Here is a 23,213-nt window from a genome sequence, read left to right on the forward strand (position 1 = left end):
CGGCTGAGGGGGTTCTAGTCACACAATTAAGATTGTTTGCCTAATCCTTTATATGAGGCGGACGGAAACCACTCCCTGGATTTCTTTCATCCCGGTCTTCACTTGCTGCTGGTCTTCCTCTGACAGCTTCTGATCCAAGTCGATCATCGTATATGCCCACGTATTCTTACTGCGATTAATCATATCTGCGATGTTGACGGCGTAGCCTGAAAGGACCGTTGCGATTTGTCCAACCATGTTCGGGATATTTTGGTGCATCACGGTCACCCGCATTTTCCCGCTGTACGGAAGCTCAACATCCGGCAGGTTGACCGCATGCTTGATATTCCCTGTTTCAAGATAGGTTTTCAGCTGTTTCGTTGCCATGACGGCACAGTTCTCTTCTGATTCAATCGTAGAAGCACCCAGATGGGGGACCGGTACGACGTTTTTCATGCCGAGCACCTTTTTATTCGGGAAGTCTGTCACATATTTCCGGACGGTTCCTGATTCCAAGGCATGTGATAGGAAGTCTTCCTCAACAAGCTCCCCTCTGGAGAAGTTCAGGATCGTCATCCCTTTTTTCATCTTCCTGAAGGCCTCTTCACCTACAAAGCCCGCCGTTTTGTCTGACAGTGGGATATGGAGCGTCACGAAGTCACATTCTGCCCACACCTCTTCAATCTGATGGGCACGCTTCACATCCTGGGACAATCTCCAGGCAGCATCGACTGAGATGAACGGATCATATGCCACAACGTCCATTCCGAGGGCAAGAGCATCATTGGCCACGAGGACACCGATTGCACCCAATCCGACGACCCCCAGCTTTTTCCCTTTGATCTCCCTGCCTACAAATTCCTTTTTCTTCGCTTCAACGGTCCCTGGCACATCTTCTTCCGAGTCTTTCAGTGAATGGGTCCAGCCGACGGCAGAATAAAGGTTACGGGAAGAGGCGATCAAATTGGCAAGGACAAGCTCTTTGACTGCATTGGCGTTGGCTCCTGGCGTATTGAATACGACGATCCCTTTTTCCGTGCAGAAATCGACGGGGATATTGTTCACCCCTGCGCCGGCACGTGCGATTGCTTTAACTGATGCAGGAAACGCAAAGTCATGGAGATTCTTCGATCTGACAAGGATTCCGTCCGGATCTCCCTTCCCATTCAGGTGGTAATTCAAGTCATCCTCGATCAGTGAAAGTCCGCTCTGGCTGATGGCGTTGTAGGTATTAATAGAAATCATTTTCAAAATCCTCCTTGTTTCGATTCAAATTTCCCCATGAAATCAATAAGTGCTTCCACCCCTTCAAGAGGCATCGCATTATACAGGCTGGCCCTCATTCCTCCTACGGAACGATGACCTTTTAAAAATTGGAATCCGGCAGCTTCCGCTTCTTTAATAAACGTGGCGTTCAGTTCCTCATCCTTTGTGGAAAACGGGATGTTCATCAGTGAACGGTTTTTTTCAGGTACGGGATTGTGGAAAAGCTGTGAATCATCAATGAAACGGTATAACAGGCCTGCCTTTTTCTCGTTCAGCTTCTGCATGCCTTCTACCCCACCGTTCTCCTTCACCCACTCAAGCACAAGCTTCAACACATAAATCGAAAAAGTGGGCGGTGTATTATAGAGGGAATCGTTTTTCACATACGTCTCATAATCAAGCATCGTCGGGCAAGTATCAGGTGCCCCTCCAACGAGACTGTCGTGGATGATGGCAACCGTCACACCTGAAGGACCAAGATTTTTCTGTGCCCCGGCATAAATGAGCCCGAACGATGAAACGTCTATCTTCTCGGAAAGGATATGGGAAGACATATCCGCCACAAGCGGGATCCCCCCTGTATCCGGCCATTGGTGAAAACGGGTTCCTTCAATTGTATTGTTTGATGTGATATGTACATACTTTGACTCTGGCGAGAAATTTTCCGGTTTATAAGCCGGGATTTCAAGCGGTTCAGCAGGCGTTAGCGTCCGCACCCCTCCTGCTTTTTCCGCTTCCTTGACCGCCTTTTTCGACCAGCTTCCCGTCAGGATATAGTCTGCTTCTTCTCCTGCTGACAACAGATTCAGCGGAATCATCGAAAACTGCAGAGAGGCCCCGCCCTGCATAAATACGACATGATAATCATCCGGGATCGAAAGCAATTCACGGAGCAAAGACTTTGCTCCGTCGATAATCCCTTGGAACGGGGCAGAGCGATGGCTCAATTCCATCACAGACATGCCTGTTTCCCCATAATTCAATAACTCATCTTGCACTTTACGCAACACAGGTTCAGGCAACACAGCCGGACCGGCAGAAAAATTATACACTCGCTTCAACGATAGCACCACCAAGAGTTCAGAATTTTTCAACAGTATACTGTCGGCGGCCCGTTTAGTCAACAGGAATCAAGCCCGATGAAAACGCTTAACGGGATGGTTTTCAGACTATTGCGAGAGTATGAGGGGTTCTTTGGTGTTTTTGGAAAGTTGGGGGTGTCTTTTAGCTGGGGCACGCTCACTCTCAGGGAGTGAATCAGGAGGGATTGGGAGGAAGCTTATGATATGCTCATTTGAAGGTGATTTCGCGGGGGAATGGATGGTTTTTAAGAAGAACCTTCACTGACATCTCCTTTTTGTTAACACACAGCCGGTATTTCTCCTGATTACAGATCCTGCACAACCACCCCACCTGCTTTATGAGCCGCTTTTCACCAGATATGATCCCCTTGTCGAAAAATAGATATTCTCATCAGCACATGCCAATAGCAGCGCAAACAAAAAAGGCTTCCCGCTTTCCTGTATGAAGGAAGCAAGAAAACCAAGGTCATTCCTATTAACCTGTTAAAATATCTTCTTTCGGATAACGGATTTTCTCTTTATCCGGCCTTGAAAGTGAGAAGGCAAGGGTAAGCGGGCCGAGCTTCCCGGTGAACATGACGACGATGATGATCCATTTGCCGACGGTAGAAAGGGATGCGGTGATCCCCATCGACAACCCGACTGTGCCAAAGGCCGAAACAACTTCGAAAACCAGTGACATGAATGTAGCGTCGCTTTCGGTCATCTCAAGGAAGAACAGTGCCGTAAAGACAAGCAACACGGAGATCATGGAGATGGCGAGCGCTTTGAATATATGGGTTTGACCGATCGTACGGCGGAAGATGCGAATCTCTTTCTTATCCCGCAGGAACGCAAACACACTTAAGGAAATTACCACAAACGTCGTTAGCTTGATGCCCCCTCCCGTCGAAGCGCTCCCTGCCCCTATGAACATCAGCAGAATTGTTAAGAGGAGGGTCGAGCGTTCCATTCCTCCGTAATCCAGGGAATTGAAACCGGCTGTCCTCGGCGTGACCGCCTGAAAGTAAGAGGCGAAAAGCTTATCGGGAAGCGGCAGCTGGGCCAGTGTATTCGGGTTGTTGTATTCAAGGACGAATATCATCAGGAACGCGGCCACATTGATGATGAAGGTTCCAAGGACCATGATTTTCGTATGAAGGGAAAGTTTCCGGATCGACTTTGATTTCCACAGATCCACAAGGACGGTGAATCCGATCCCGCCCACGATGAAGAGGAACGAAATCGTCAAATTGATGACCGGGCTTCCGACGTATCCTATCAAACTATCGGACCACAATGAGAATCCGGCATTGTTAAAGGCGGAAATGGAATGAAAGACGCTGACATACAGCCCGTGCTTCCAGCCAAACGCCGGGACCCATTCAGTCGCCAACATCATGACGGCGATTCCTTCAACAAGAAACGAAAAGATAAATAAATATTTTACAAGCTTGATGACTCCGCCGACAGATGTCTGATTAAGTGCCTGCTGCAGCAGCAGCCGTTCTTTGAATCCGATTTTTCTTCCAAGCATCATAAAGATCAAGACAGCAAATGACATGATCCCGAGTCCCCCGATCTGGATCAAACACAGTACGACCACTTCCCCCAAAGTGGTGAAGGCGCCGCCAGTGTCGACGACGGCAAGTCCCGTCACCGTCATCGCACTTGTCGTGGTGAACAGTGCGTCCAGCCACGTAATCGTTTCTGTAGTGGCAAACGGCAGCTTGAGCAATCCCATCCCGAGGAGGATGAAAAATAAAAACGTCACAACAAGAAGCTGCGGCGGGCTTAACCGAATGGCCTTTTGCTTCATCCTTTATACACCTTCTTTTTCGAAACGATTGATATCCCGATTATGACCGATGATGATTAACAGATCATCGATTTTCACCACTTCATCGGCTGAAGGAGAAACGATGACTTCCTCTCCCCGGTGAATGGCGATAATATTGCAGCCGAATTTCGCCCTGACATCCAGGTCATTCAGCGTTTTGCCTGCAACCTTTTTAGAGGCATACACTTCAACGATGCTGTGTTCCTTTGAAAGCTCGATGTAATCAATGATCTTTTCAGAAGTGATATGATGGGCGATCCTTCTTGCCATATCCCGTTCCGGATGAATGACTTTATCGGCGCCGATCCGGTCCAGCACCTTTTGATGATAGGCATTCGATGCCTTTACCCATACTTCCTTGACCCCTAATTCTTTCAGGAGGAGGGTCGTAAGTATGCTTGCTTCTATATTATCCCCGAAGGAAACGATCACGTGATCAAAGTTCCTTAAACCGAGGGATTTTAATACCGACTCATCCATCGCATTCGCCTGAACTGCATGAGTGGCAACATCAATATACCTTTGTACAACATCGTGATGAATGTCGATGGCCAATACCTCGACATCCAATTCCGTCAATTCCTGAACTAGATTCCCTCCGAATCTTCCTAATCCAATAACGGCAAACTGCTTTTTCATGCTGAAATCCTCCAAAACCTTTTTTATAGCTTAACCAACTGCCACTTCTTCCATCAATCTCAACGCAAAAAGACCACCAGGAACTAAGCCTGTGGTCATCCATGACAGATCACAAGTATCATCCTCTCCCACTACGCTTACGGGGTTAGCTGACGGATTCGGGTCATGGAAGTGCCCCTACCCTTCAATAGAAAGGATTCACCCCTAGGAAATCGGGTCCCCCGCTTCAAAATGAATTAAGCGATCAAGAATATTCAATTGATGATAGATATATTACTCCTCTCCTATACCGTTGTAAATAGGTTTCTTTTAAAAAATCGCTCCTGCCAAAACAGGTAAAATTGTTTTCATTCTCCCAACATTTACTGCCCTTAAAACGGGTTTGTAACGCCACGATTGCGGGAATAGCATACTTAGGTACTATGAATATCGATTCAGAAGGGAAGTTACGTATATGGCAAGAGTGTCATCCATCACTTCTTCAAACGAAAGAAAGCAGCGTCCGTCTGTTTCACCCGGAGACATTAAACCTTGGATAAAAGGATTCGCACGAATTGGATACATTTCACGTGGGACCGTCTATATACTCATCGGGGCCCTTTCCGTCATGGCCGCACTTGGCATTGGGGGAAGCACATCTGACTCTAACGGTGCATTTTCTGCCGTTGCTTCCAAGCCTTTCGGGGAAATCCTTCTTTGGATTCTTGGGGCAGGACTGATCGGCATCGTCCTTTGGCGCCTCATTCAGGTGATCCTCGATCCTGAACATGTGAAAAATGACGGTAAATCCCTATTCAGAAGGTTGACTCACCTGATCAGCGGAATCGCCTACGCCTCACTGACATATAATGCTTTTGCCATTGCCATGCATGCCAAAAGTTCAGGTTCCGGTTCGGGATCCAAGCAGACACTGTCTGCAAAATTATTAGCCCAGCCGTTCGGACAATGGATCGTCGGGGCAGTCGGCCTCATCATTATCGGTTTCGCCCTTTATGAAATCCATAAAGCCTATACAGAAAAATACACCGACAAATTCAAACGCAGTGAAATGAGCGAGAAGGAATGGGAACTGGGCAGGAAAACCGGAAAGCTTGGTTTATACTCCCGGGGGATCGTCTTTTTGCTTATCGGATATTTCTTTGTTCAAACCGCCATCACGGCAGATCCCTATAAAACCAAGGGCTTGGACGGTGCCCTGCAAAAAATTGCCCAACAGCCGTTCGGTCAATGGCTCCTCGGTATCGTTGCACTCGGCTTGGTCTTATATGGCGTTTTCCAGATATTAAAAGGAAAGAACAGACACCTGTCGATCTATTGAGGGTCTTTTAATAGTTGAATTGATCGGAATCTCCGAATGATGTTCGTGAAGAGCGAATGCATTCGGAGTTTTTTGTTTAGTCAGGGACAATGTTTTAAGCCGAAGATGCCTTCCAAATCAATAATCCTCATGTGAAATGCAGTGTTATTGAATAGATAATTATCGTGCTGCCTCGGCTTTTTTGATCAAGTCAGGAATTTTGACACGTCCATCCTTCTGGTGTATAGTATGGCAATCAATCCTTACTAAACCTATCAGAATTAACAGAGGATTAAATTTATTGACCATTAAAAGGAGAAGTACACTATGACATCTATATGGAAGGGATATCTTCACACGTCCCTCATTGTAAAAATTACTGCAGCACTGGTGTTGGGGATCGCTGCCGGACTTATTTTCGGAGAAGGAGCATCTGTCTTGTCACCACTCGGGGATGTATTGATCCGCCTGCTTAAGTTCTTGATCATCCCTCTTATCCTGTTCACCCTGATCGTCGGGGTCAACCAGACGAATGTCAGTAAACTCGGACGGATGGGTGGAAAAACGTTCTTATATTATGTACTCTCATCTGCACTTGCCATCATCGTCGGAATCGCCGTCGCAAGCGTCTTTCAGCCTGGAACAAGGATGTCCCTCAACACGGAGGAAACGTTCGATGTACCGGATAACCCCGGATTGACGAGCGTACTGTTGAACATCATCCCGGACAATATCGTCGTCGCATTCACCAATATGAACCTGCTTGGCATCATCTTCACTGCCATTGTGTTCGGAATTGCCATTTCCTATTTACGTTCCTCGTCAGAACATCACGAAGTCGGAGAACAAGTGTATAAAGTCGTTAGCGGCTTGAACGAAGCAACGATGATCATCATGAAAGTTGTCCTTCAATATGTGCCTGTCGGGATCTTTGCCATCATGGCTAGTACCGTGGGCAATCAAGGATTGACCGCTTTAACCTCATTGGGGAACATGGTTCTCGTTCTCTATGTCGCTTTACTCGTTCAACTGGCGATTTATATGATCGCTCTGAAAGGATTCAAGATCAGTCCGCGCAGCTTCTTTGCACAGGCACGGACACCGATGATCACGGCATTTGTGACACAAAGCAGCTCAGGCACACTGCCGCTTACGCTGAATGCTGCGAAAAACCTCGGCCTACCGAAAAGCCTGTATGGATTCAGCCTGCCACTTGGGGCAACGATCAATATGGACGGCGCTGCCATCCGGATTGCCGTTTCAGCCGTTTTTGCCGCCAATGTGGTTGGAAATCCGTTGAGCTTCACCGATATGCTTGTCGTCGTCCTTGTCGGCACGCTCGCTTCGATCGGTACGGCCGGCGTTCCCGGTGCCGGTATCATCATGATTGCAACGGTCTTTGCACAGCTCGGACTTCCGATGGAAACCGTCGCACTGCTGACTGCCATCGATGCACTTGTCGGGATGGGCTGTACCGCTCTGAATGTCACGGGCGATTTGGTTGGAACATCGATTATTGATAAGACAGAGAAGGAATAGTTGAATAAGCACAGAAAAACGTCCATCATGGACGTTTTTCTGTGTTTTTAGCTATTATAATCATACACCCTTGCATTGAAGCTTTCAGGGCCGACACGATTTAAGGTGTTATCTCCACCATCTATACTGCTCTGTACATACATAGAATAGATTAACAGATCATCCGGATCCGCCACTTGATAATCAGACCCTTCAAATGAAACAATCGTTATAGCTGGTTCAGGACCTGTCTCCAACGGGACATTTAAATTTTCCGTAGCAGAATATACAAGCGTCCCGGTCGGGTCTTCTCCTCTGTAAATATTGATGGTAATCCCGGTCACCCCGACGAATCCTGGTCTTGGTTGGATGGACACGGTCCCTCCGAACTGTGTGGTGACAGCACCTGCAGCCCCGGTCGTATTCAACCCGACAATCCCCGTTAACACTGGACCGGCAGTCAAAGGAACGTTAATCGAATTCTCAAAGCTGGCATTTTGTGACGTTCGTGCATCAAGTAATACCGTCATACAATCACCTCCCTTCCCTATATTTGATTGAATCAATTCTTTTAAGATCATCATTTCAACATGTAAATGGTGCTGTTGTTGTACAAATGTTATCTCTTCTTCCATTTCATTTCCAAACCTCTTGGTTCCCATCTCCTCATGTACCCTGTATTGTATGAGCGGTTCATCTAAATAAGAGAAGGAATATTGACGCAAAATACGAAGCCAGAGATCATAATCCTGTGTATAAAGAAGTGATTCGTTGAATACACCGATCTGATCGAGCACATCCATCTTCATCATGATGGTGCTTCCGTTGACAAAGTTCCCCTGTTTCAATTGATTGAGAAACGAAAGACGATCTTCAAAATGTTTACCGATTGAGGGCGTGAGAACATGATCATTTTCATCTATCAGCGAATAAGCGGTATGACAAATATCGGCCGCCACAGACTCCATGTACTTCAATTGTTTTTCGATCTTATCAGGAGCATAAATGTCATCTGCACTCAGCCAGGCGAAATACTCACCTGTCGCATATTCAATGCCTTTATTTAACGCGCTTCCGGTTCCCCCATTTGTTTTTTCTATATAGAGGTTGATGTGATGAAGAAAAGGGTATATTTTTTCCGTGTAACTGGTCGAACCATCATTGACGACAATCAGTTCGATGTTCTGATACGTCTGATTCAGTACACTCAGAATCGCTTGATCTACATATTCACAATTATAAAATGGAATGATGATGGATACTTTTTTCACGTTCTCCCCCCTTTTTCCATCTCTCAACTAGCTGTTGTCATATACTTCTGCGTTAAAACTTTCCGGTCCTATCCGAAAGGGCATGAATCCTGTTAGCCTGGCATTATTCACATATACTGTATAAATTAATAAATCATCCGCTACCACATTGTAATCTGACCCCTCAAACGTGACTACGGCTTGAGTGATATCCCCTGCATTCGATAAAGTGTAGGTTTCAGTTGCTGAATACACAGTGGGATCGGCCACTAAATCCACCCCTCTGACTACACGAATCGTCACGCCTACATCCTCCCCGACTCCAACGTCTCTAAATTCAAGGGATAGTGTACCAGAAAACTGGGCGGTGACAGGTCCGGTTGCCTCGTAAATATTTAAACCCACCACCCCTATCAAAACCGGTTCATTCTCCAGAGGAACGTTGATAGAATTCGCAAAACTCGCATTCTGAGATGTTCTCGCATCTAATAATCTCGTCATCTCGACACCTCCTGACCTTTCTTCTATCATTTCTTTCATAACGATTCATAGGATTAAAAGATTACCTCCCATCCTATCAACCGCCTCATTTCATTGTATGCAACAGGTAAAAAACAGTTCGGACAAGTCCCCAATTTGCTTATAAAAGTCTTGAAATCTATTTTTTTCATAAAAAAAGACCAGCCCGCGATGGACTGATCTCTCGTTATTTGACTTCTCTCTATCATGAAACCTGATATTGCTCCCAACCTGAAGCTTCATCAGCGAAGATGATTCCAAGTTCATGGTGATCCCCTTCATACAGGGCACCTTGGGTGAAACGGTTTTCCCCGTTGGTCCCGAGAACCTCGAGCTTACAATAAGCCCCGTTCTTTTGAAGCGCCTCATAAAAGGCCCGCTCCGTATTCACGTCTGTTCCGTTCACTTTCAGAACGATCTCACCAACTTGAAGTGTTAGCTTTCTGGCTGGGGAACCTGGTAGGATCCCCAGTATCATTACTCCGTTTGGCTGACGCTTGAAGAAATACGGCTTGGCATCATCCCCGGCCCGGAATCGATACCCAATCCATGCCCTGCCGACTATACCGACAACCGCGGCGGCAATTGAAAACATTGAGGCCCAAAATCCGGTGATTGCCAGGGTGAGCGTAAATGCACCAAGCCAAAAGACCCGAGAGCCTGTATGCTTCATCGCCACTTCCGGCAGTGTGCTTTTCACCAGCTGCTGAAAGCCGATAAGAAACGGTACGCATAGAAGGGAATAGGTTTCCGTCCCGAGTGTAAACACCGGCCACCAGTCAAAGGGAAGGCTGAACGAACCCGTCGGGATCAGCACAAACATCGGGACAAGCCATAACCTTTTCCCAAGATGTGCACCTACTTTCAATCCCCTTGCACTTTTGAACAAGCGGGGAGACGTATGTTTCCATCCATTCAGACGGATCAAGCTTCCTTCAATCAACGTCAATACACCGAGGAGGACGACAATGGAACTTAAAAGCCCCAGATTCAAATCGTCTGCATATGTACTGAACACAGGAAGATCCCATTGGAAATAATCCAGCATCACCAGGATAAAATACGAAAACCCAACCGTCATCGCTGCCGACAGCAGCTGATATCGGCTCGTCAAGGCAAACAGAATCGTGATTACTCCTATAAGAAGGATGGCAGCTGGAGGAATGACCACCCCTGCCCCGACAATGAGAAGTGAAAACAATAGTCCCAACCCAAGACCGTGGGTAAACATCATCCTTAAGTCATGATAACCATCGAGTAATCTCGTATTAAAATCCCTTCGTTCCCTCTTTACGCGATAGTAGCCTGTCATGATCGCGAAAAGAATAGATACATATAAGACAGGATGAAGAAATAACTTCCCAAATCCTTTCAACACTTCAAGCAGCCAAAGCTCAATCAATGATCCGTCACCACCTTCGTTAATTTGCATTATCTACTATTTTATCAAAAGACTCTCCTAAAACCTATTGCAATTTTAGTCGAGGGTTTTACGATATGATTTCATTTCTGACAGCATTCATCATATTTTCCCGGGAAATGATGTCGGAAATCATCAAAACAGGCTGAAATACCGTTAACAGAAAAAGGAATGAGCCGGTAATCGCTCATTCCTTCCCTTCTATTTAAAGCTCGCCTCGACAAAGTCCGGATTCTTCTCCCATTTCTTACTTAGAACAAACAGGACGGCTTTCCCTGCCAAACTATCAGCTTTGTAGTATTTATACTCCATGACTTCACGTCCGCCGAAGCCCTTTTTAAATTCCGTAATATTCTTCATGGCTTTATCCCGGTCATCGAAAGACAGGCCGACAAAATCATACGTTTTGAAATGCTTTCCTTTGAAATAAAGCATATCGTTCCAGTGGAGAAGCCGGTTTGCCCTTCCGATCCGGTTCCTTTCAGCGTTGTGACCAAACTCGAAACGTCCCGAACAGGAATGGATCATGCTCGCTTTTCCTTCCGTCAGTGAATAAGCATGGGATGCTAATTTCCTTCCGTCTTTGTCGACTACCTTCGTCAGGACGAGCATGCCTTCTTTCCGGAGCGACAGCAATTTACTGTGACTGCATGGCGGAATGTCCTTTTCTTTCGCAAACGGGATGAAAAACTGAACAAACTCTTCGATATCTTTCACGGATGGAGTGTCAAGGATTGTGACGGTATGCGATTCTTTAAACGCCCTGTTGATCTGATAGCGGGTGGTCCTGTTCATCGCTTTAAACAGCTCATCCTCTGTCTGCTCAAGATCGATATGCAGGGTTTTAAACCTTTTGAGCATGTGATACTTCCCTTGGATCTTGTCTTTCGGCAGTTGAGAGACGATGGTGATATCGGTTTTCTTACGGGGAATATCACGATCGCTTCCATACAAATCAGTTATATCCAACATCCATTTTCGCCAATAAATCGGTTTCATCATAGATCCCCCTATTTCGATTGAATTCCGTTTCCAGCTCTTTCATATTCATCGTCCTCATCCCGTACTCTTCCTTCAGATGTGAGAACGTGTCCAGGATTTGCCGGAGAAAATCGATGTTCTCCTTTAAGTTCGCATTGAAATTATGGGGGTGCCACCAGAGGTGATACACTTCGCCATGCTTCGCCGCGTATGTCAGGTCGTCCACGATTCTCTGTAACCGCAAGTGCTCCACTTTTTTCAGACGGGAACAATACGGCCTCAGAAATCGGCTGGATGGAATATTCAAAGGCATATCCTTTTCGTTTTCTTTCAATTTGTACGTATTGTGTCCGGTCAGATTCAGATATGAATCCAGGAAGCGGAGTGCCCTCTTAAGATATCTTTTGTTTTCTCCAGTTTGGAGGTCATATATCCACGACCGCTCCGTCCCCCGGTAAGAAGTGATTCCTTTCCTTTTGCATAATTGGACATATTCTTTCACGATCTGATTTCGCGGGAAGACGATGCTTTTCGGCTCATGCCTCGCTTTCTGCATGACTTCAATGGCTTTGCTCAGGTCTTCATCGAATTGCTCGAGCGTCTGCCCCTCCTCTAGGCAATAGTAGTGGGAAAAGGTGTGTGTCCCGATTTCCTGATGTTCCGTTTTCGCGATTTCCTGTATCAAAGCAGGAGAGAAATGAAAATCCCGGTATTCTTTCTCTTTTTGGATGGAGCTGAGATAGTGATACGGCGAAAGCTGTGTATCACGATAGCTCGGTCGTTTTTCCGGTAGATCTTTTCTTAACTCTTTGAAGTGGTTGTAGAACATGAAACCGACGACGGCCCAGGTTGCATGAATCTGGTATTGTTCAAAGCATTCCAGTATCGATTTCACCACATGCCCGGCATCTTCTTCAGATTGATCTTGATAGGTTGATAGGGAGAGTTGATCCTGCATTCCCCAATAAAGTTCAAAATCCAATGAAATCACAAGTGTTCCCGGTTGCACTTTGTTAAATGGAGTGACTTTTTTCCCTGCCGGCTTCATGGCTCCTCCTTCTATCTCTTTGTATTTCTTCCATCGTTTCCAGTAAGCCCTGTTCTAAAGAGTATGTTGGGTCCCATTCTAATTGTTTCCTGGCATGATTGTGGTTCAGGCTGCTGTGTTCTATGTCGCCTTCCCGGGGGTTCTTGAATTGTATGGATAAAGGTTTTTCGCTCACCTTCGATATTGTATGAATCAATTGATTGATGCTCAACTGTGTCTTGGACCCGATATTCACGATTTCATTATCTCCCCGGTCGATTGCCCGGACGCAAGCATTTGCCACGTCTTTCACATAGATGAAATCCCGGGTCTGATTTCCATCGCCGAAGACTTGTATCGGCTTATTTTCTGCCGCATTCGTCAGGAATATGGAGACGACGCCTGCTTCGCCTTCCGCCGTCTGCCTTGGACCGTATACGTTGGAAAACCGCAGAATCGTAAATGGCAGTTGCTTCGACTGGTGGTACATCTGGATGTAATTCTCTGATGTCATCTTGGATAATCCGTATGAAGAGGTGGGCATAAGTTGATGGTTTTCAGAAACCGGCAGCGTCACCGGGTGTCCGTAGACGGCAGCTGAAGATGCGAAAATGAATTTCCTCACATCATACTTTGCACTCAGATGGAGGAGGTTGATCGTACCGATGATATTCACTTTCCCGTCTTCCTGAGGATATTTCATGGAGTAGGAAACGGATATTTGCGCGGCCAGATGAATCACGACGTCCGGTTCTTCACTGCTGAAAACCGTCTCTATCTCTGGATCGGTAATATCCATGGAATAAAACGTCACAGCATCAGGGATATTCTCTTCTTTTCCGGTAATGAGGGTATCGACAATGATCACCTCATGTCCTTTTTCAAGCAGCTCTTTCGTCACATGATGGCCTATGAATCCGCCTCCGCCCGTCACGAGTATTTTCATGTTTACACCTCTCTCTTTTTAGTTGAAAGTACCAGTTTCTTATTTTCAACGCTTCTTCCCAATATGTCGGCATACATCTTGACGGTTTGGTTTCTCATCTGGTCGAAAGCAAAATGCTGTTCATATTTTTGCCGGCTCATCTGTCCCATCTTTTCCATCAGTTGTTTTTTCACCATGAGTGAGTTCAGCCTTTTTGTTAAAAGTCCGGTGTCATCCCGGGGGATCAGGAAACCGTTGTGTCCGTCATCGATCAGTTCATTTACTCCCCCGACATCAGATGCGACGATCGGCAAACCGCTCCTCATCCCTTCGATGATCGAGATGGGGAGGCCTTCATGCCTGGAAGTTAAGACGAGGATATGGGACCGGGCCAGGAGTTCCGGTATATCCCGGCTTTTCCCCAGGAAGTTTACCCTGTCTGCAATCGGGCCCCGCTTCACTTGCTCCTTCATGGTCTCCAGCAAAGGTCCGTCCCCCACAAGATCCAGCTCCCATGGTAATCCCTCAATCTGCTCCAGTGCCTTGAGGAGGTGGTGGTGATCTTTCGGGAAGGCGAAGCGTGCGATCATGATGAGTTTGGTGACACCCGGGACTCTGTCGGGTGGTGGCAGCGGTATGTCCGGTATGCTGTTATGGATGGTCCTCATGTTGGAAGGCGGGATGACTTTATGTTTGAGCGCTAATTGATAGTCGTATTGTGATACGGTGATGACCCCCGTGGAGATTTTTCCTGCAGCCCTTTCAAGCAGCCCGTACACCTTCCGCTTCCTCTCGGGCACCCCTTCTGAGAACGCCCAGCCGTGGGCAGTGAAGACGGTCGGGACGTTGCACATCTTCCCTGCAATCCTGCCGAGCATCCCGGCTTTCGATGAATGTGTGGCGAGGATGTCAGGCTCCCATTCCTTCAAAAAGCGGCACAGCTGCATAAGCGCAAGACCGTCATGAACAGGATGGATCTTTAATTGAAGATTCATTAATTCCACGCACGTGATCCCGTGTTCCTTGAGTTCTTCCGTTACCGGACCCGTGCCCATCGACAGCACGGTCACTTCATGACCTGCTTCCTTCAGGCTTAACGACAGATCCAACACATGTATCTGGGCCCCTCCAACGTCATCCATCCTTGTAATGAACTGAACGATTTTCATATGGTACCCTCCCTTTCTTTTCGACCGTGATCAGGCTTATCCGTCATGCACCACGGCAATGCAAGAAGCAGCCAGAAATGGCGCCAGTGCAGCGTATCGATGAAGAAACTGTTAAAGAGTAACCCGATGATGGAAGCGAGTATGACGACAAACAATCCCTGTTTCATCCCTTGCAGGCAACTGATCTGTTTAAAGCATTGGGAAATGCTCAATCCGACAAAGGCGAGGAAGGAAATGATCCCGATCACCCCATTTTCAGTAAGGATCCTTACATATAAGCTGTGGGTTGAATGATTGAACAACATTTCCGACTGACCAGACCCGACTCCCCAGGGATAGGTGATGGCAGCTTCCAGCGATTCCCTCTGTTTATCAAACCGGGTATTGTCATATTCCTGATAGCCGAAGCGCTCCTGAAACAATTCCATTAAATCTGACGACGCCGTGACAAAGAATAATATCGGTATGAATGAGACCAGCAAAAGGATCAAAACCCCGATCCGCTTGTTCAAATTCCCTCGAAAAAAATGAAAGTAGACAAACAGTGCAATGACAAGATGCCCCCAGGCTGCCCTTGAAAAGCTGAGTGAAACGGCTAGAACCAGTACGATGAAACCGAAGAACATGAGCGCTTTCCTTCTTCCTGCACCACTTTCAATTTTTAATAGAAGAAATAGCGCCGCAGGAATGAGAAAGGGACCGAACACATTCGGATCTTTAAACAATGACTTGATCCGCCCCGACCACATGAACACGTCTGAAAACGGGAAAAGGTTGAAAAAGGAACCGATGCCGATCAAAGCTGCTGCGATCGCCGCAATGACGTAGCCGTTGAAGATGGTCTCAATTGCTTTTTCACTATAAAGATAACTGACGCTCCCTATACACACCCACGTCACCACAAGGTAAAAGGTGATGACACTATAATTGAGGCCGTGCACCGGGTCTTTCGCAAAAAAGAGTGAAAACAAATTGCATAGTATGAATGCGACAAGGAGGAGCATGGGTGCCGGGAACGCTAAGGAAAAAGGGATCAGCTTTTTCAAAGTTAAAAAGATGAGCACCATCATCAACAGATCATATGGCGAAGGCTCCACCAGCACGATGGAGCTGACCGCAATGGTGATAAATAAAAAGGGTAACAGCCACCCTGGCGGTGAATTAGTTGGCTTCACGGGCTTCAACTCCTATTTCACATTCATCTTCCTCCTCCCTGCTGTGCATCGCATACCAGGCAAGAAAGGCGAGCGCCATATAACCCAACGAGCCAACAACACTTAAGCAAAGGAGCGTATGGATGGCTGAAAGATCGGAACTTGCCGAAATCCAGACGGCAGCGAGGAGCAGGATGAAACGGATGCACTCCCCAATGAAATGTAACCGCTGCGCTTCGAATATAAAGAAGTTGGCGGTGATCGGTCCCACGACCATCTGGAAGAAGAACAGGATGGAAAGTACCTGGATGTACGTTCCCGATTCACTCCACCCCTTCCCAAAGACATGGCCAAAGGTCCAGGGCGCCACAAAGACGATGAAAGAGATGATCAGGAAACTCACCCCCGACAGCTTCCACACCATTTGCCAGAAGAGGGCAGTCAATGGCGTCGTCGTCGATCTGATCTGCTTCGTGGCGCTGGCGAAATACACCTGCTTCACCGAAAATCCGATTAGCGCATCAGGAATCGACAGCACCCGCTGTCCGAGCATGTATAACCCTGCAGCTTTAGAACCAAAGGACGCAGCGATGAAGAAGACAGGAAGATGACCGCTTGCGACACTGAGGATAGATGACCAGCTCGAGATGAGCGGAAAATATTTATACCGGCCTGCAAGGTTCGCCATCGTCCGAACCCTGATGCTCTGCAGCCTGGTTCTCATCGAATGCCATGAAAGCCTGAATGCTGTACCGCTTCCAGCCATCCTTCCGATCACTTCACCTGCGACCAACCCGGCAGGTCCCACCTGGAGGAGCCCCAAGCTTACCTGTGAAAACACCTGGCCCAAGTTCATGACCACCTTCCCTCTCGCCATGGAAGGATAGGCTTCATTCCGGATCAGCCAGGCATTCAAAATTTGAAAAACCCCAAAGCCGAAAAGACTTAACGGCAATAGCCACAGATACCCTTCCAAATGCGGGATGTTTACGACCGATGCAATGAGGTCACGGAACACCCACACCCCGGCGAGTGTCAGAAGGCTCATGCAAAAGACGATAACGAAGGAAAGGCTCACAAGATTCAACGCATCATCCTCATCCTTCGGCAGTGGAATCGCTGATTCGTACAGGAGTGACGCCATCACCGAGGCCGTATAAAGGATTGATACATAAATCGAATATCCACCGAATTCTTCAGGTGTGTACAACCTTGTCAATAAAGGGGTCGTCAACACGATGACACCGAGTGACAGGGCCGTGCCCGAAACAAGTATGGAGACGTTTCCGAAGAAGTTTCCTTTCATCATGAGCGATTTAAGCTGCTGAATTAATTTCATCTCCTTGTACCACCTCACTCAAGGTTCCCTTCGCAGAAATGTACTCACCTGAACCCGATCAGCCTTTGTTTTCTTCTCATCTTTTCAGGTTGAAAGCTTGAGAAGTCCATCCCATTTGCGATATAAATCGCATTGGCCCGAAAATAGTTGGTGTACATGGCCGAAAATTCATGCTGGATCGCTTTATAGCTTTCCGCCAATGTGAAGTTTCTGGAACGAAGATTATGGGCGTCGGATGCTACGACGTGAACGTGATTATACTTAATGAGCTCATACACGAATTTTTGAATCGTTTTCCCAAACTTCCCGAGGATGCTCCCTGCGTTCACCTGGAAAAGAGCCCCTTTTTGAAATAAAGAGTAGAGAAGCTCAGGTTTCTTCCTCAACTCTTCATTCCGTTCGACATGGGCGATGACCGGGACGTAGCCGACCAACTGAAGCTTATAGAGGATAAGTTCCGTGTAAGAAGGATAATGGCTGTCCGGCAGCTCGATCAGTACATATTTATTGGTTTCATTCAGGGTCAACAGCACCGAGTCGATTTTCTGTAGATCCTCGGCCACCTCCCCATACAGATGGATTTCCATCCCCGGCAGGACAGTGAGGGGGATGCTCCTGAACTGCAGCTCCCGATTGAATTCCATCACTTGATGGATGATCGGCTTCGCCCGGTTCAGATGGAGCCCGTTTTCCCGGTGTGGCGTGGCGATCACATGGGTAATGCCGGCATCCACTGCCTGTTCGGCCATTAATATCGATTCCTCAAGCGTCTCTGGTCCATCATCGACCCCATGCAGGATGTGGTTGTGTATATCAACGATCATGTGGTTTCCTCCTTATTAATAGTAGTAATGAACCTTCTTCCCGTTGGCGATTTCGTTTAATACGATACCGAGGATATCGGTTTGTATGTGCTGCAGCTGCTGAATTCCGTCGGTGACCTCATCCCGCTTTGATTTCCTGGCATTCACCACGAACACACATCCATCCACCTTGTTTGCGAGACTGAGGGAATCGGAAACGACCATCGGCGGGCTGTCGATGATGATATAGTCATAGTCTTTCTTCAATTCCTCCAGAAGCTGATCCATCTTCCCCGATGAAAGGAGCTCCGACGGATTCGGCGGGATGATCCCTGCGACGATGACCGATAAATTGGGGATATGGGTTTTCGATACGATTTCACTGACGGTCGAGTACCCTTCCAAATATGACGTCACCCCTTTTCGGCTGCTGATGCCGAAAATGAATTGTCCGTCCGGCCTTCTTAAGTCGCAATCAATATAGACTGTTTTTTTATGATCCAGGGCCATGACGATTGCAAGGTTCGCACTGGTCAATGACTTCCCTTCATTCGGGTGCTTGCTTGTCACCATCAGGGAATACGGCCCACTCGGCTTCGTTTTATATTGAATGATTGTCCTTAGTGAGCGGTACGCTTCTGAAAGGGGAGAATGAACCTCGCCTTCTTTCAACAGATGATAAGAATGACCCTCATCTGCCCTTTTCGGCTTCTTCATGTGAGGGATGCCGCTCAGCACGGGAAGCGACAGGGCTTCCTCTACTTCATGGATCGATATCAATTTCATATCAAAGTGTTTCCTATAGAGAACCCATGTAGCAGACAAAATAAACCCAATTGCCATAGACAGCAGGATGTTGACGGCTTTATTCGGACGCACCGGATCTCCAGTGGGGCGCGCTGCTGATAAGACATGGACATTGTCTACATCCATGACCGTTTTCACTTCTTTCTTGAACGTATCGGCCACCATATTCGCAGTATCGGCTGCCTGCTTCGGATCGGGGCTTTCGACGATGATGGTGAGGATTTGTGAGTTTTCATTGGTGAGCACCCTCGTTTGCTTCACTAACTCTTCCTTACTCAGTCCGTCATCAAGACGGGCAAGGACCTTATCCATAATGCGGTCACTCTTGATCATGATGCTGTATGTTTCGATTAATCGTATATTGATTTCCACTTCGCTCAAAGACAGGTTTTCACCATTTTCTTTCACAACCGTTCCATTGACGAGAAGATCGGTCCTGGATTCATAAACGGGAGAAAGCAGGAAAAATGTGATGAAGGCTCCCAAGGCCGTCGAGAACAAAGTGGTTAGGATGATGAACTTCGAGCCGTTTTTCAGCTCTTTCATCAAAGCTTGATAATTGAATGTCTGCTCCACCCCTACACTCCTTTCCACCACAGGTGTTCTTTAATAAGAACCCTTACGCCGCAAAACGATGGAGAAAGTCTTCAACAGGATCTTGAAGTCCAATCCAATCGATTGATTATATACATAATACAAATCATATTCTATTTTTTGTCCGTGATTGATGTCGGATCGTCCGTTGATTTGGGCGAACCCGGTCATTCCAGGCTTAACAGCAAGGCGCTGCGCCTGATGATGATCATAGAAGTTGGTGATATGGGGGACTTCCGGTCTCGGGCCGACAATGCTCATGTCCCCTTTCAGCACGTTGAACAGCTGGGGGAGTTCGTCGAGACTCGTTTTACGGAGGATCTTTCCTAAAGGAGTGATATTGGGGTTGCTTCCCCGCTTGAAAACGAAGTCATCCGGGACTTTGTCTTTCCATTGATAGCTCACTGCTTTCGATTCTCTCATCGTTCTGAATTTATACATCGTGAACGGGGTATGATGGACACCTGAACGAACCTGCTTAAACAGGATCGGCCGTCCGTCGAAAATGAATATGAGTACAGAAATGATCAGGAAGAACGGGCTTAATAGTATGATAGAAACCAAGCTGATCAGAATATCCATTATCCGTTTACCATTCAGCCTCTCCCTTTCAAGGGTTACAGCCCTCCGATGGAAGGAAATGGTAGATTCTTTCATTTTATCCTGCTCTATCACGTTTCCTCACCTCCTTTAACATCCTCTATTAATCCAGGACTTTGTTAGTCTACTATATTTAGGAGAAGGACTATATATGCATTACTTTTCTTTCAATTTGTTGACACTTCACCTCCATATGGTTAATTAGAACCTAACATTGGTAAATTTAGTTATATTATTCGACACTCCTACCCAATACCCCTCCTTTTTTCCCAATAAACTTAAAAAAAGAGAAAGATTCTGAAAAATGGAATCTTTCTCTTTTATATTTTACTGAGCCGCCCGTTTTCCAGTACGGTCGATATATTCGAGGGCCGCCTGGAGTTGAAGGTCATTTTTGTCGTTTTGGACTGCTTCGAGAATTTCCTCCTGGAGGCGCTCTGCCGTCTTCGCATCGATGATTCCCGTGACGTCGAGGCTTTCCTGGATTTGAAAATCTTTTACGGCCCTTGCCGTTTTTTTGCTGAAATAACCATCCACCCGGTCCGGCGTAAAGCCGATGCCTTGCAGCATTTCCTGCGCATTTTTCACCTGTTCATTATTCGTTCCCTCTGTCAGTGGTTTATCCACTTGAAGCGGATGGGCGTAGAAATAATCAGGCTGCCTGACCGGGATATCCGGCTTGATCCCTTTTTTATGGATCCAATTGCCGTTTGGCGTCAGCCACTTGAACATCGTCAGTTTAATATTGCTTCCGTCCCCCATCGGCACCGCCTGCTGTACGGTCCCTTTTCCAAAGCTTTTCGTCCCGATCAGCGGATATCCTTCTGCCTCTTTCAGTGCGCCTGCAAGGATCTCAGAAGCTGAGGCACTTCCTTCATCAATCAAAACGACAACAGGGTACGCTTTTCGATCCTTGCTGTTAGAGAAGGATTTCAGTACTTCCCCGCTCCGTTCCTGAATCTGTACATAAGGTTTCTTCTCTGTGACGAACTGTTTCAGGATCTCTTGCACGCTGGAGAGGAGCCCACCCGGGTTGCCCCTCACATCCAATATCAACCCTTCCACTTTCTGCTTCTCAAGTTCATCCAGCTGTTTCTTAAAATCGACGGCAGTATTTTCCGAGAAGGTCGTAATCTGAATATAACCGGTCTTCTTGCCATTGACCTCTTTCACATCCGAGATCACCGTCTCAACCGGGATCTCGTCCCGTTTTACAGATACCTGGATCGGGTCATTCAATCCTTCCCTCGTAATGTCGAGCATTACTTCCGTCCCTTTCTTACCCCTGATCTTCAGCGTCGCTTCATAAAGATCAAGCCCTTCGATGCTGTTCCCATCCACCTTGATGATGCGGTCATTCGGCCTCAGTCCGGCTTTTTCCGCAGGAGAATTTTTAAAAGGTGCCACAATCAGCAACTTGCCATCCATGATCGTGACCTCTGCCCCTATCCCTTCAAAGGAAGAATCCAGGGCATCGTTGAATTGAGACGCCGTTTCCGCATCCATGTAAACCGAATACGGATCATCCAGCGTCTTCAGCATCCCTTGGATCGCCCCTTCGACCAGGCGGCCCTTGTCAACATCCTGATAAAATTTGTCGCTGATCAAGTCATAAGCCACTTCGACTTTGTGAAGCTTATCATTCAGCTCACCTTTTCCGTCAAATTGGGCAACGCCGTCCCCGGACTTACCGGTCCACTCCAAGCCGCCGTACATGCCCCCTGCACCGATCAGCATACTGACGATGATGGTGATGATGAACTTTCTGCCCGTCCACTTCATATATTCCCCTCCAGCTTATGTTTATCTTTGGCAATGACCAGGCGTTCAACCACAGCTGCCCGATCTCCAACGAAAAAAGACACCACACAAAAACGCGCTGAGGCGGTGCGATGTCTTTGCTTATTTCACTATATGCCGGAGAGGGACGAGTTATGATAAGGGGGGGTTCATTTCATGCCGGTAAATACTTCTTTTTTCAAATGGGAAGCGATGATCCCTCCCCACTTTTCAAATTCAACGAGGAAACCGTCATGGCCGAATTCTGTCGAAATAAAATAGTGGCGGCCGTTTGACGTCTTCTCGGTAAAATCCTTTAAATACTCAGGGGAATAGATGCTGTCGCCTTCATAGCTGATGGAAATCAGCTCGCTCGGATAAGTTCCGGCCACATGTTCAAGATCTCCCCTCCCCCGGGCGATATCATGGGTGTTCATTGCTTTCAGGAGCGTCAGATAGCTGTTCGGGTCAAACCTCCTTGCTAGCTTCTGTCCCTGATAATCCAGATAGCTTTCCACACTGAAGCGGTCATCCTTTTCCTCACGGCGGAACCGCTCGTCAAACAGCTCCCGTGTCCGGTACGTGACCATGCCGACCATCCTGGCAATCTCCAATCCTTTTATAAGTGAACCATCACGGTAATGTCCATTGCAAAAGGCAGGATCCCCTTCAATCGCGGTGATGCCGATGTGATTAAATGCAATCCCAAAGTCATTCAACCGGGGCGTGACCGCCAGTGCGAATACTTTACCGATGTAATCAGGATAAAGGACGCCCCACTCCAGTGCCTGCATGCCTCCCAACGAACCCCCTATGACCGCTTCTATACGGGGAACTGCAAGCAGCTTTAACGCCTCATACTGAGCGTTGACCATATCCCTGATCGTGATGCCAGGAAAGCTCGGACCGTACGGCTGTCCAGTATCCGGGTTTCTTGTCGTAGGCCCTGTGCTCCCTTCACATCCTCCCAGGACATTGAAAGAAATCACCTGATAGTGATTTGTATCGATATAAGAACCGGGCCCGATCAATCCATCCCACCAGCCCGGGCACTCATCCGTCCCCTTCACTATATGGGTCCCGGTGAGGGCGTGGCAGACAAGGATCACAGGACCCTCTTTATTTCCTGTACGTTCATATGCCAAATCGACATTCCGCAGCGTGGTGCCTGACTCTAATGTGAGGGATGGGAGAGATATGGAGCTGACTTCATACGCAGTGGACGCATCCATTTCTCCACCTCCTT

The 23,213-nt window shown here is 47.3% G+C and carries 20 protein-coding genes and 1 riboswitch; of the genes, 2 read left to right on the plus strand and 18 right to left on the minus strand.

Going from position 1 to position 23,213, the window contains the following annotated elements; genetic code table 11:
* Window positions 1-48 precede the first annotated feature (48 nt).
* The 4 genes from KH172YL63_RS19105 to KH172YL63_RS19120 all read right to left on the minus strand — a co-directional run bounded on the left by KH172YL63_RS19105 (window position 49) and on the right by KH172YL63_RS19120 (window position 4,785).
* On the minus strand, window positions 49-1,224 hold the full coding sequence (locus KH172YL63_RS19105; protein WP_173107584.1) for a phosphoglycerate dehydrogenase: 1,176 nt from the start codon (window positions 1,222-1,224) through the stop codon (window positions 49-51).
* A 2-nt stretch (window positions 1,225-1,226) separates the two neighbouring features.
* The gene (gene serC / locus KH172YL63_RS19110) at window positions 1,227-2,306 is read right to left on the minus strand and encodes a 3-phosphoserine/phosphohydroxythreonine transaminase (RefSeq protein ID WP_173107585.1); all 1,080 of its coding nucleotides are present in this window, start codon (window positions 2,304-2,306) and stop codon (window positions 1,227-1,229) included.
* A gap of 496 nt (window positions 2,307-2,802) precedes the next feature.
* On the minus strand, window positions 2,803-4,125 hold the full coding sequence (locus tag KH172YL63_RS19115; RefSeq protein ID WP_173107586.1) for a TrkH family potassium uptake protein: 1,323 nt from the start codon (window positions 4,123-4,125) through the stop codon (window positions 2,803-2,805).
* A gap of 3 nt (window positions 4,126-4,128) precedes the next feature.
* Window positions 4,129-4,785, minus strand: coding sequence for a potassium channel family protein (locus KH172YL63_RS19120; protein WP_173107587.1), 657 nt, complete (start codon window positions 4,783-4,785; stop codon window positions 4,129-4,131).
* Between the two features lie 118 nt (window positions 4,786-4,903).
* A riboswitch (cyclic di-AMP (ydaO/yuaA leader) is annotated at window positions 4,904-5,038 on the minus strand.
* Window positions 5,039-5,239: 201 nt separating this feature from the next.
* Here KH172YL63_RS19120 and KH172YL63_RS19125 point away from each other — a divergent pair.
* Window positions 5,240-6,103 (plus strand): DUF1206 domain-containing protein, encoded by an 864-nt coding sequence (locus KH172YL63_RS19125; protein ID WP_173107588.1) that lies wholly within the window; start codon window positions 5,240-5,242, stop codon window positions 6,101-6,103.
* 306 nt (window positions 6,104-6,409) lie between these two features.
* Window positions 6,410-7,621, plus strand: a complete 1,212-nt coding sequence (locus KH172YL63_RS19130; RefSeq protein ID WP_173107589.1) for a dicarboxylate/amino acid:cation symporter — start codon at window positions 6,410-6,412, stop codon at window positions 7,619-7,621.
* Between the two features lie 47 nt (window positions 7,622-7,668).
* Here KH172YL63_RS19130 and KH172YL63_RS21660 read toward each other — a convergent pair whose 3' ends face one another.
* The 14 genes from KH172YL63_RS21660 to metX all read right to left on the minus strand — a co-directional run bounded on the left by KH172YL63_RS21660 (window position 7,669) and on the right by metX (window position 23,199).
* Window positions 7,669-8,871 carry a glycosyltransferase family 2 protein gene (locus KH172YL63_RS21660; protein ID WP_232066063.1) on the minus strand — a complete coding sequence of 401 codons (1,203 nt, stop codon included), beginning with the start codon at window positions 8,869-8,871 and terminating at the stop codon, window positions 7,669-7,671.
* A 27-nt stretch (window positions 8,872-8,898) separates the two neighbouring features.
* Window positions 8,899-9,351: a hypothetical protein gene (locus tag KH172YL63_RS19145; protein WP_173107590.1), complete on the minus strand. Its 453-nt coding sequence runs from the start codon at window positions 9,349-9,351 to the stop codon at window positions 8,899-8,901.
* Between the two features lie 223 nt (window positions 9,352-9,574).
* The gene (locus tag KH172YL63_RS19150; RefSeq protein WP_173107591.1) at window positions 9,575-10,771 is read right to left on the minus strand and encodes a PDZ domain-containing protein; all 1,197 of its coding nucleotides are present in this window, start codon (window positions 10,769-10,771) and stop codon (window positions 9,575-9,577) included.
* A 219-nt stretch (window positions 10,772-10,990) separates the two neighbouring features.
* Window positions 10,991-11,788: a hypothetical protein gene (locus KH172YL63_RS19155; RefSeq protein ID WP_173107592.1), complete on the minus strand. Its 798-nt coding sequence runs from the start codon at window positions 11,786-11,788 to the stop codon at window positions 10,991-10,993.
* Window positions 11,745-12,818, minus strand: a complete 1,074-nt coding sequence (locus KH172YL63_RS19160; RefSeq protein WP_173107593.1) for a polysaccharide deacetylase family protein — start codon at window positions 12,816-12,818, stop codon at window positions 11,745-11,747. Before KH172YL63_RS19160 ends, KH172YL63_RS19155 begins: the two co-directional genes overlap by 44 nt.
* Window positions 12,784-13,743 (minus strand): NAD-dependent epimerase/dehydratase family protein, encoded by a 960-nt coding sequence (locus KH172YL63_RS19165; protein WP_173107594.1) that lies wholly within the window; start codon window positions 13,741-13,743, stop codon window positions 12,784-12,786. The genes KH172YL63_RS19160 and KH172YL63_RS19165 overlap by 35 nt, the downstream gene beginning before the upstream one ends.
* 2 nt (window positions 13,744-13,745) lie before the next feature.
* Window positions 13,746-14,891, minus strand: coding sequence for a glycosyltransferase family 4 protein (locus KH172YL63_RS19170; protein WP_173107595.1), 1,146 nt, complete (start codon window positions 14,889-14,891; stop codon window positions 13,746-13,748).
* Window positions 14,888-16,066: an O-antigen ligase family protein gene (locus tag KH172YL63_RS19175; protein ID WP_173107596.1), complete on the minus strand. Its 1,179-nt coding sequence runs from the start codon at window positions 16,064-16,066 to the stop codon at window positions 14,888-14,890. The genes KH172YL63_RS19170 and KH172YL63_RS19175 overlap by 4 nt, the downstream gene beginning before the upstream one ends.
* The gene (locus KH172YL63_RS19180; RefSeq protein WP_173107597.1) at window positions 16,053-17,384 is read right to left on the minus strand and encodes a lipopolysaccharide biosynthesis protein; all 1,332 of its coding nucleotides are present in this window, start codon (window positions 17,382-17,384) and stop codon (window positions 16,053-16,055) included. The genes KH172YL63_RS19175 and KH172YL63_RS19180 overlap by 14 nt, the downstream gene beginning before the upstream one ends.
* A 44-nt stretch (window positions 17,385-17,428) precedes the next feature.
* Entirely contained in the window at window positions 17,429-18,208 is a 780-nt protein-coding gene (locus KH172YL63_RS19185) for a tyrosine-protein phosphatase (RefSeq protein WP_173107598.1), read from the minus strand.
* A 15-nt stretch (window positions 18,209-18,223) separates the two neighbouring features.
* Entirely contained in the window at window positions 18,224-19,570 is a 1,347-nt protein-coding gene (locus KH172YL63_RS19190; RefSeq protein ID WP_173107599.1) for a tyrosine-protein kinase domain-containing protein, read from the minus strand.
* A gap of 30 nt (window positions 19,571-19,600) precedes the next feature.
* Window positions 19,601-20,170, minus strand: coding sequence for a sugar transferase (locus KH172YL63_RS19195; RefSeq protein ID WP_232066216.1), 570 nt, complete (start codon window positions 20,168-20,170; stop codon window positions 19,601-19,603).
* Between the two features lie 345 nt (window positions 20,171-20,515).
* Window positions 20,516-21,970, minus strand: coding sequence for a S41 family peptidase (locus tag KH172YL63_RS19200; RefSeq protein ID WP_173107600.1), 1,455 nt, complete (start codon window positions 21,968-21,970; stop codon window positions 20,516-20,518).
* Window positions 21,971-22,137: 167 nt separating this feature from the next.
* Window positions 22,138-23,199 (minus strand): homoserine O-acetyltransferase MetX, encoded by a 1,062-nt coding sequence (gene metX / locus KH172YL63_RS19205; protein WP_173107601.1) that lies wholly within the window; start codon window positions 23,197-23,199, stop codon window positions 22,138-22,140.
* Between the last annotated feature and the right edge of the window lie 14 nt (window positions 23,200-23,213).

The sequence above is a fragment of the Bacillus sp. KH172YL63 genome, from assembly GCF_011398925.1.
Classification (GTDB): Bacteria; Bacillota; Bacilli; order Bacillales; family Bacillaceae_B; genus Rossellomorea.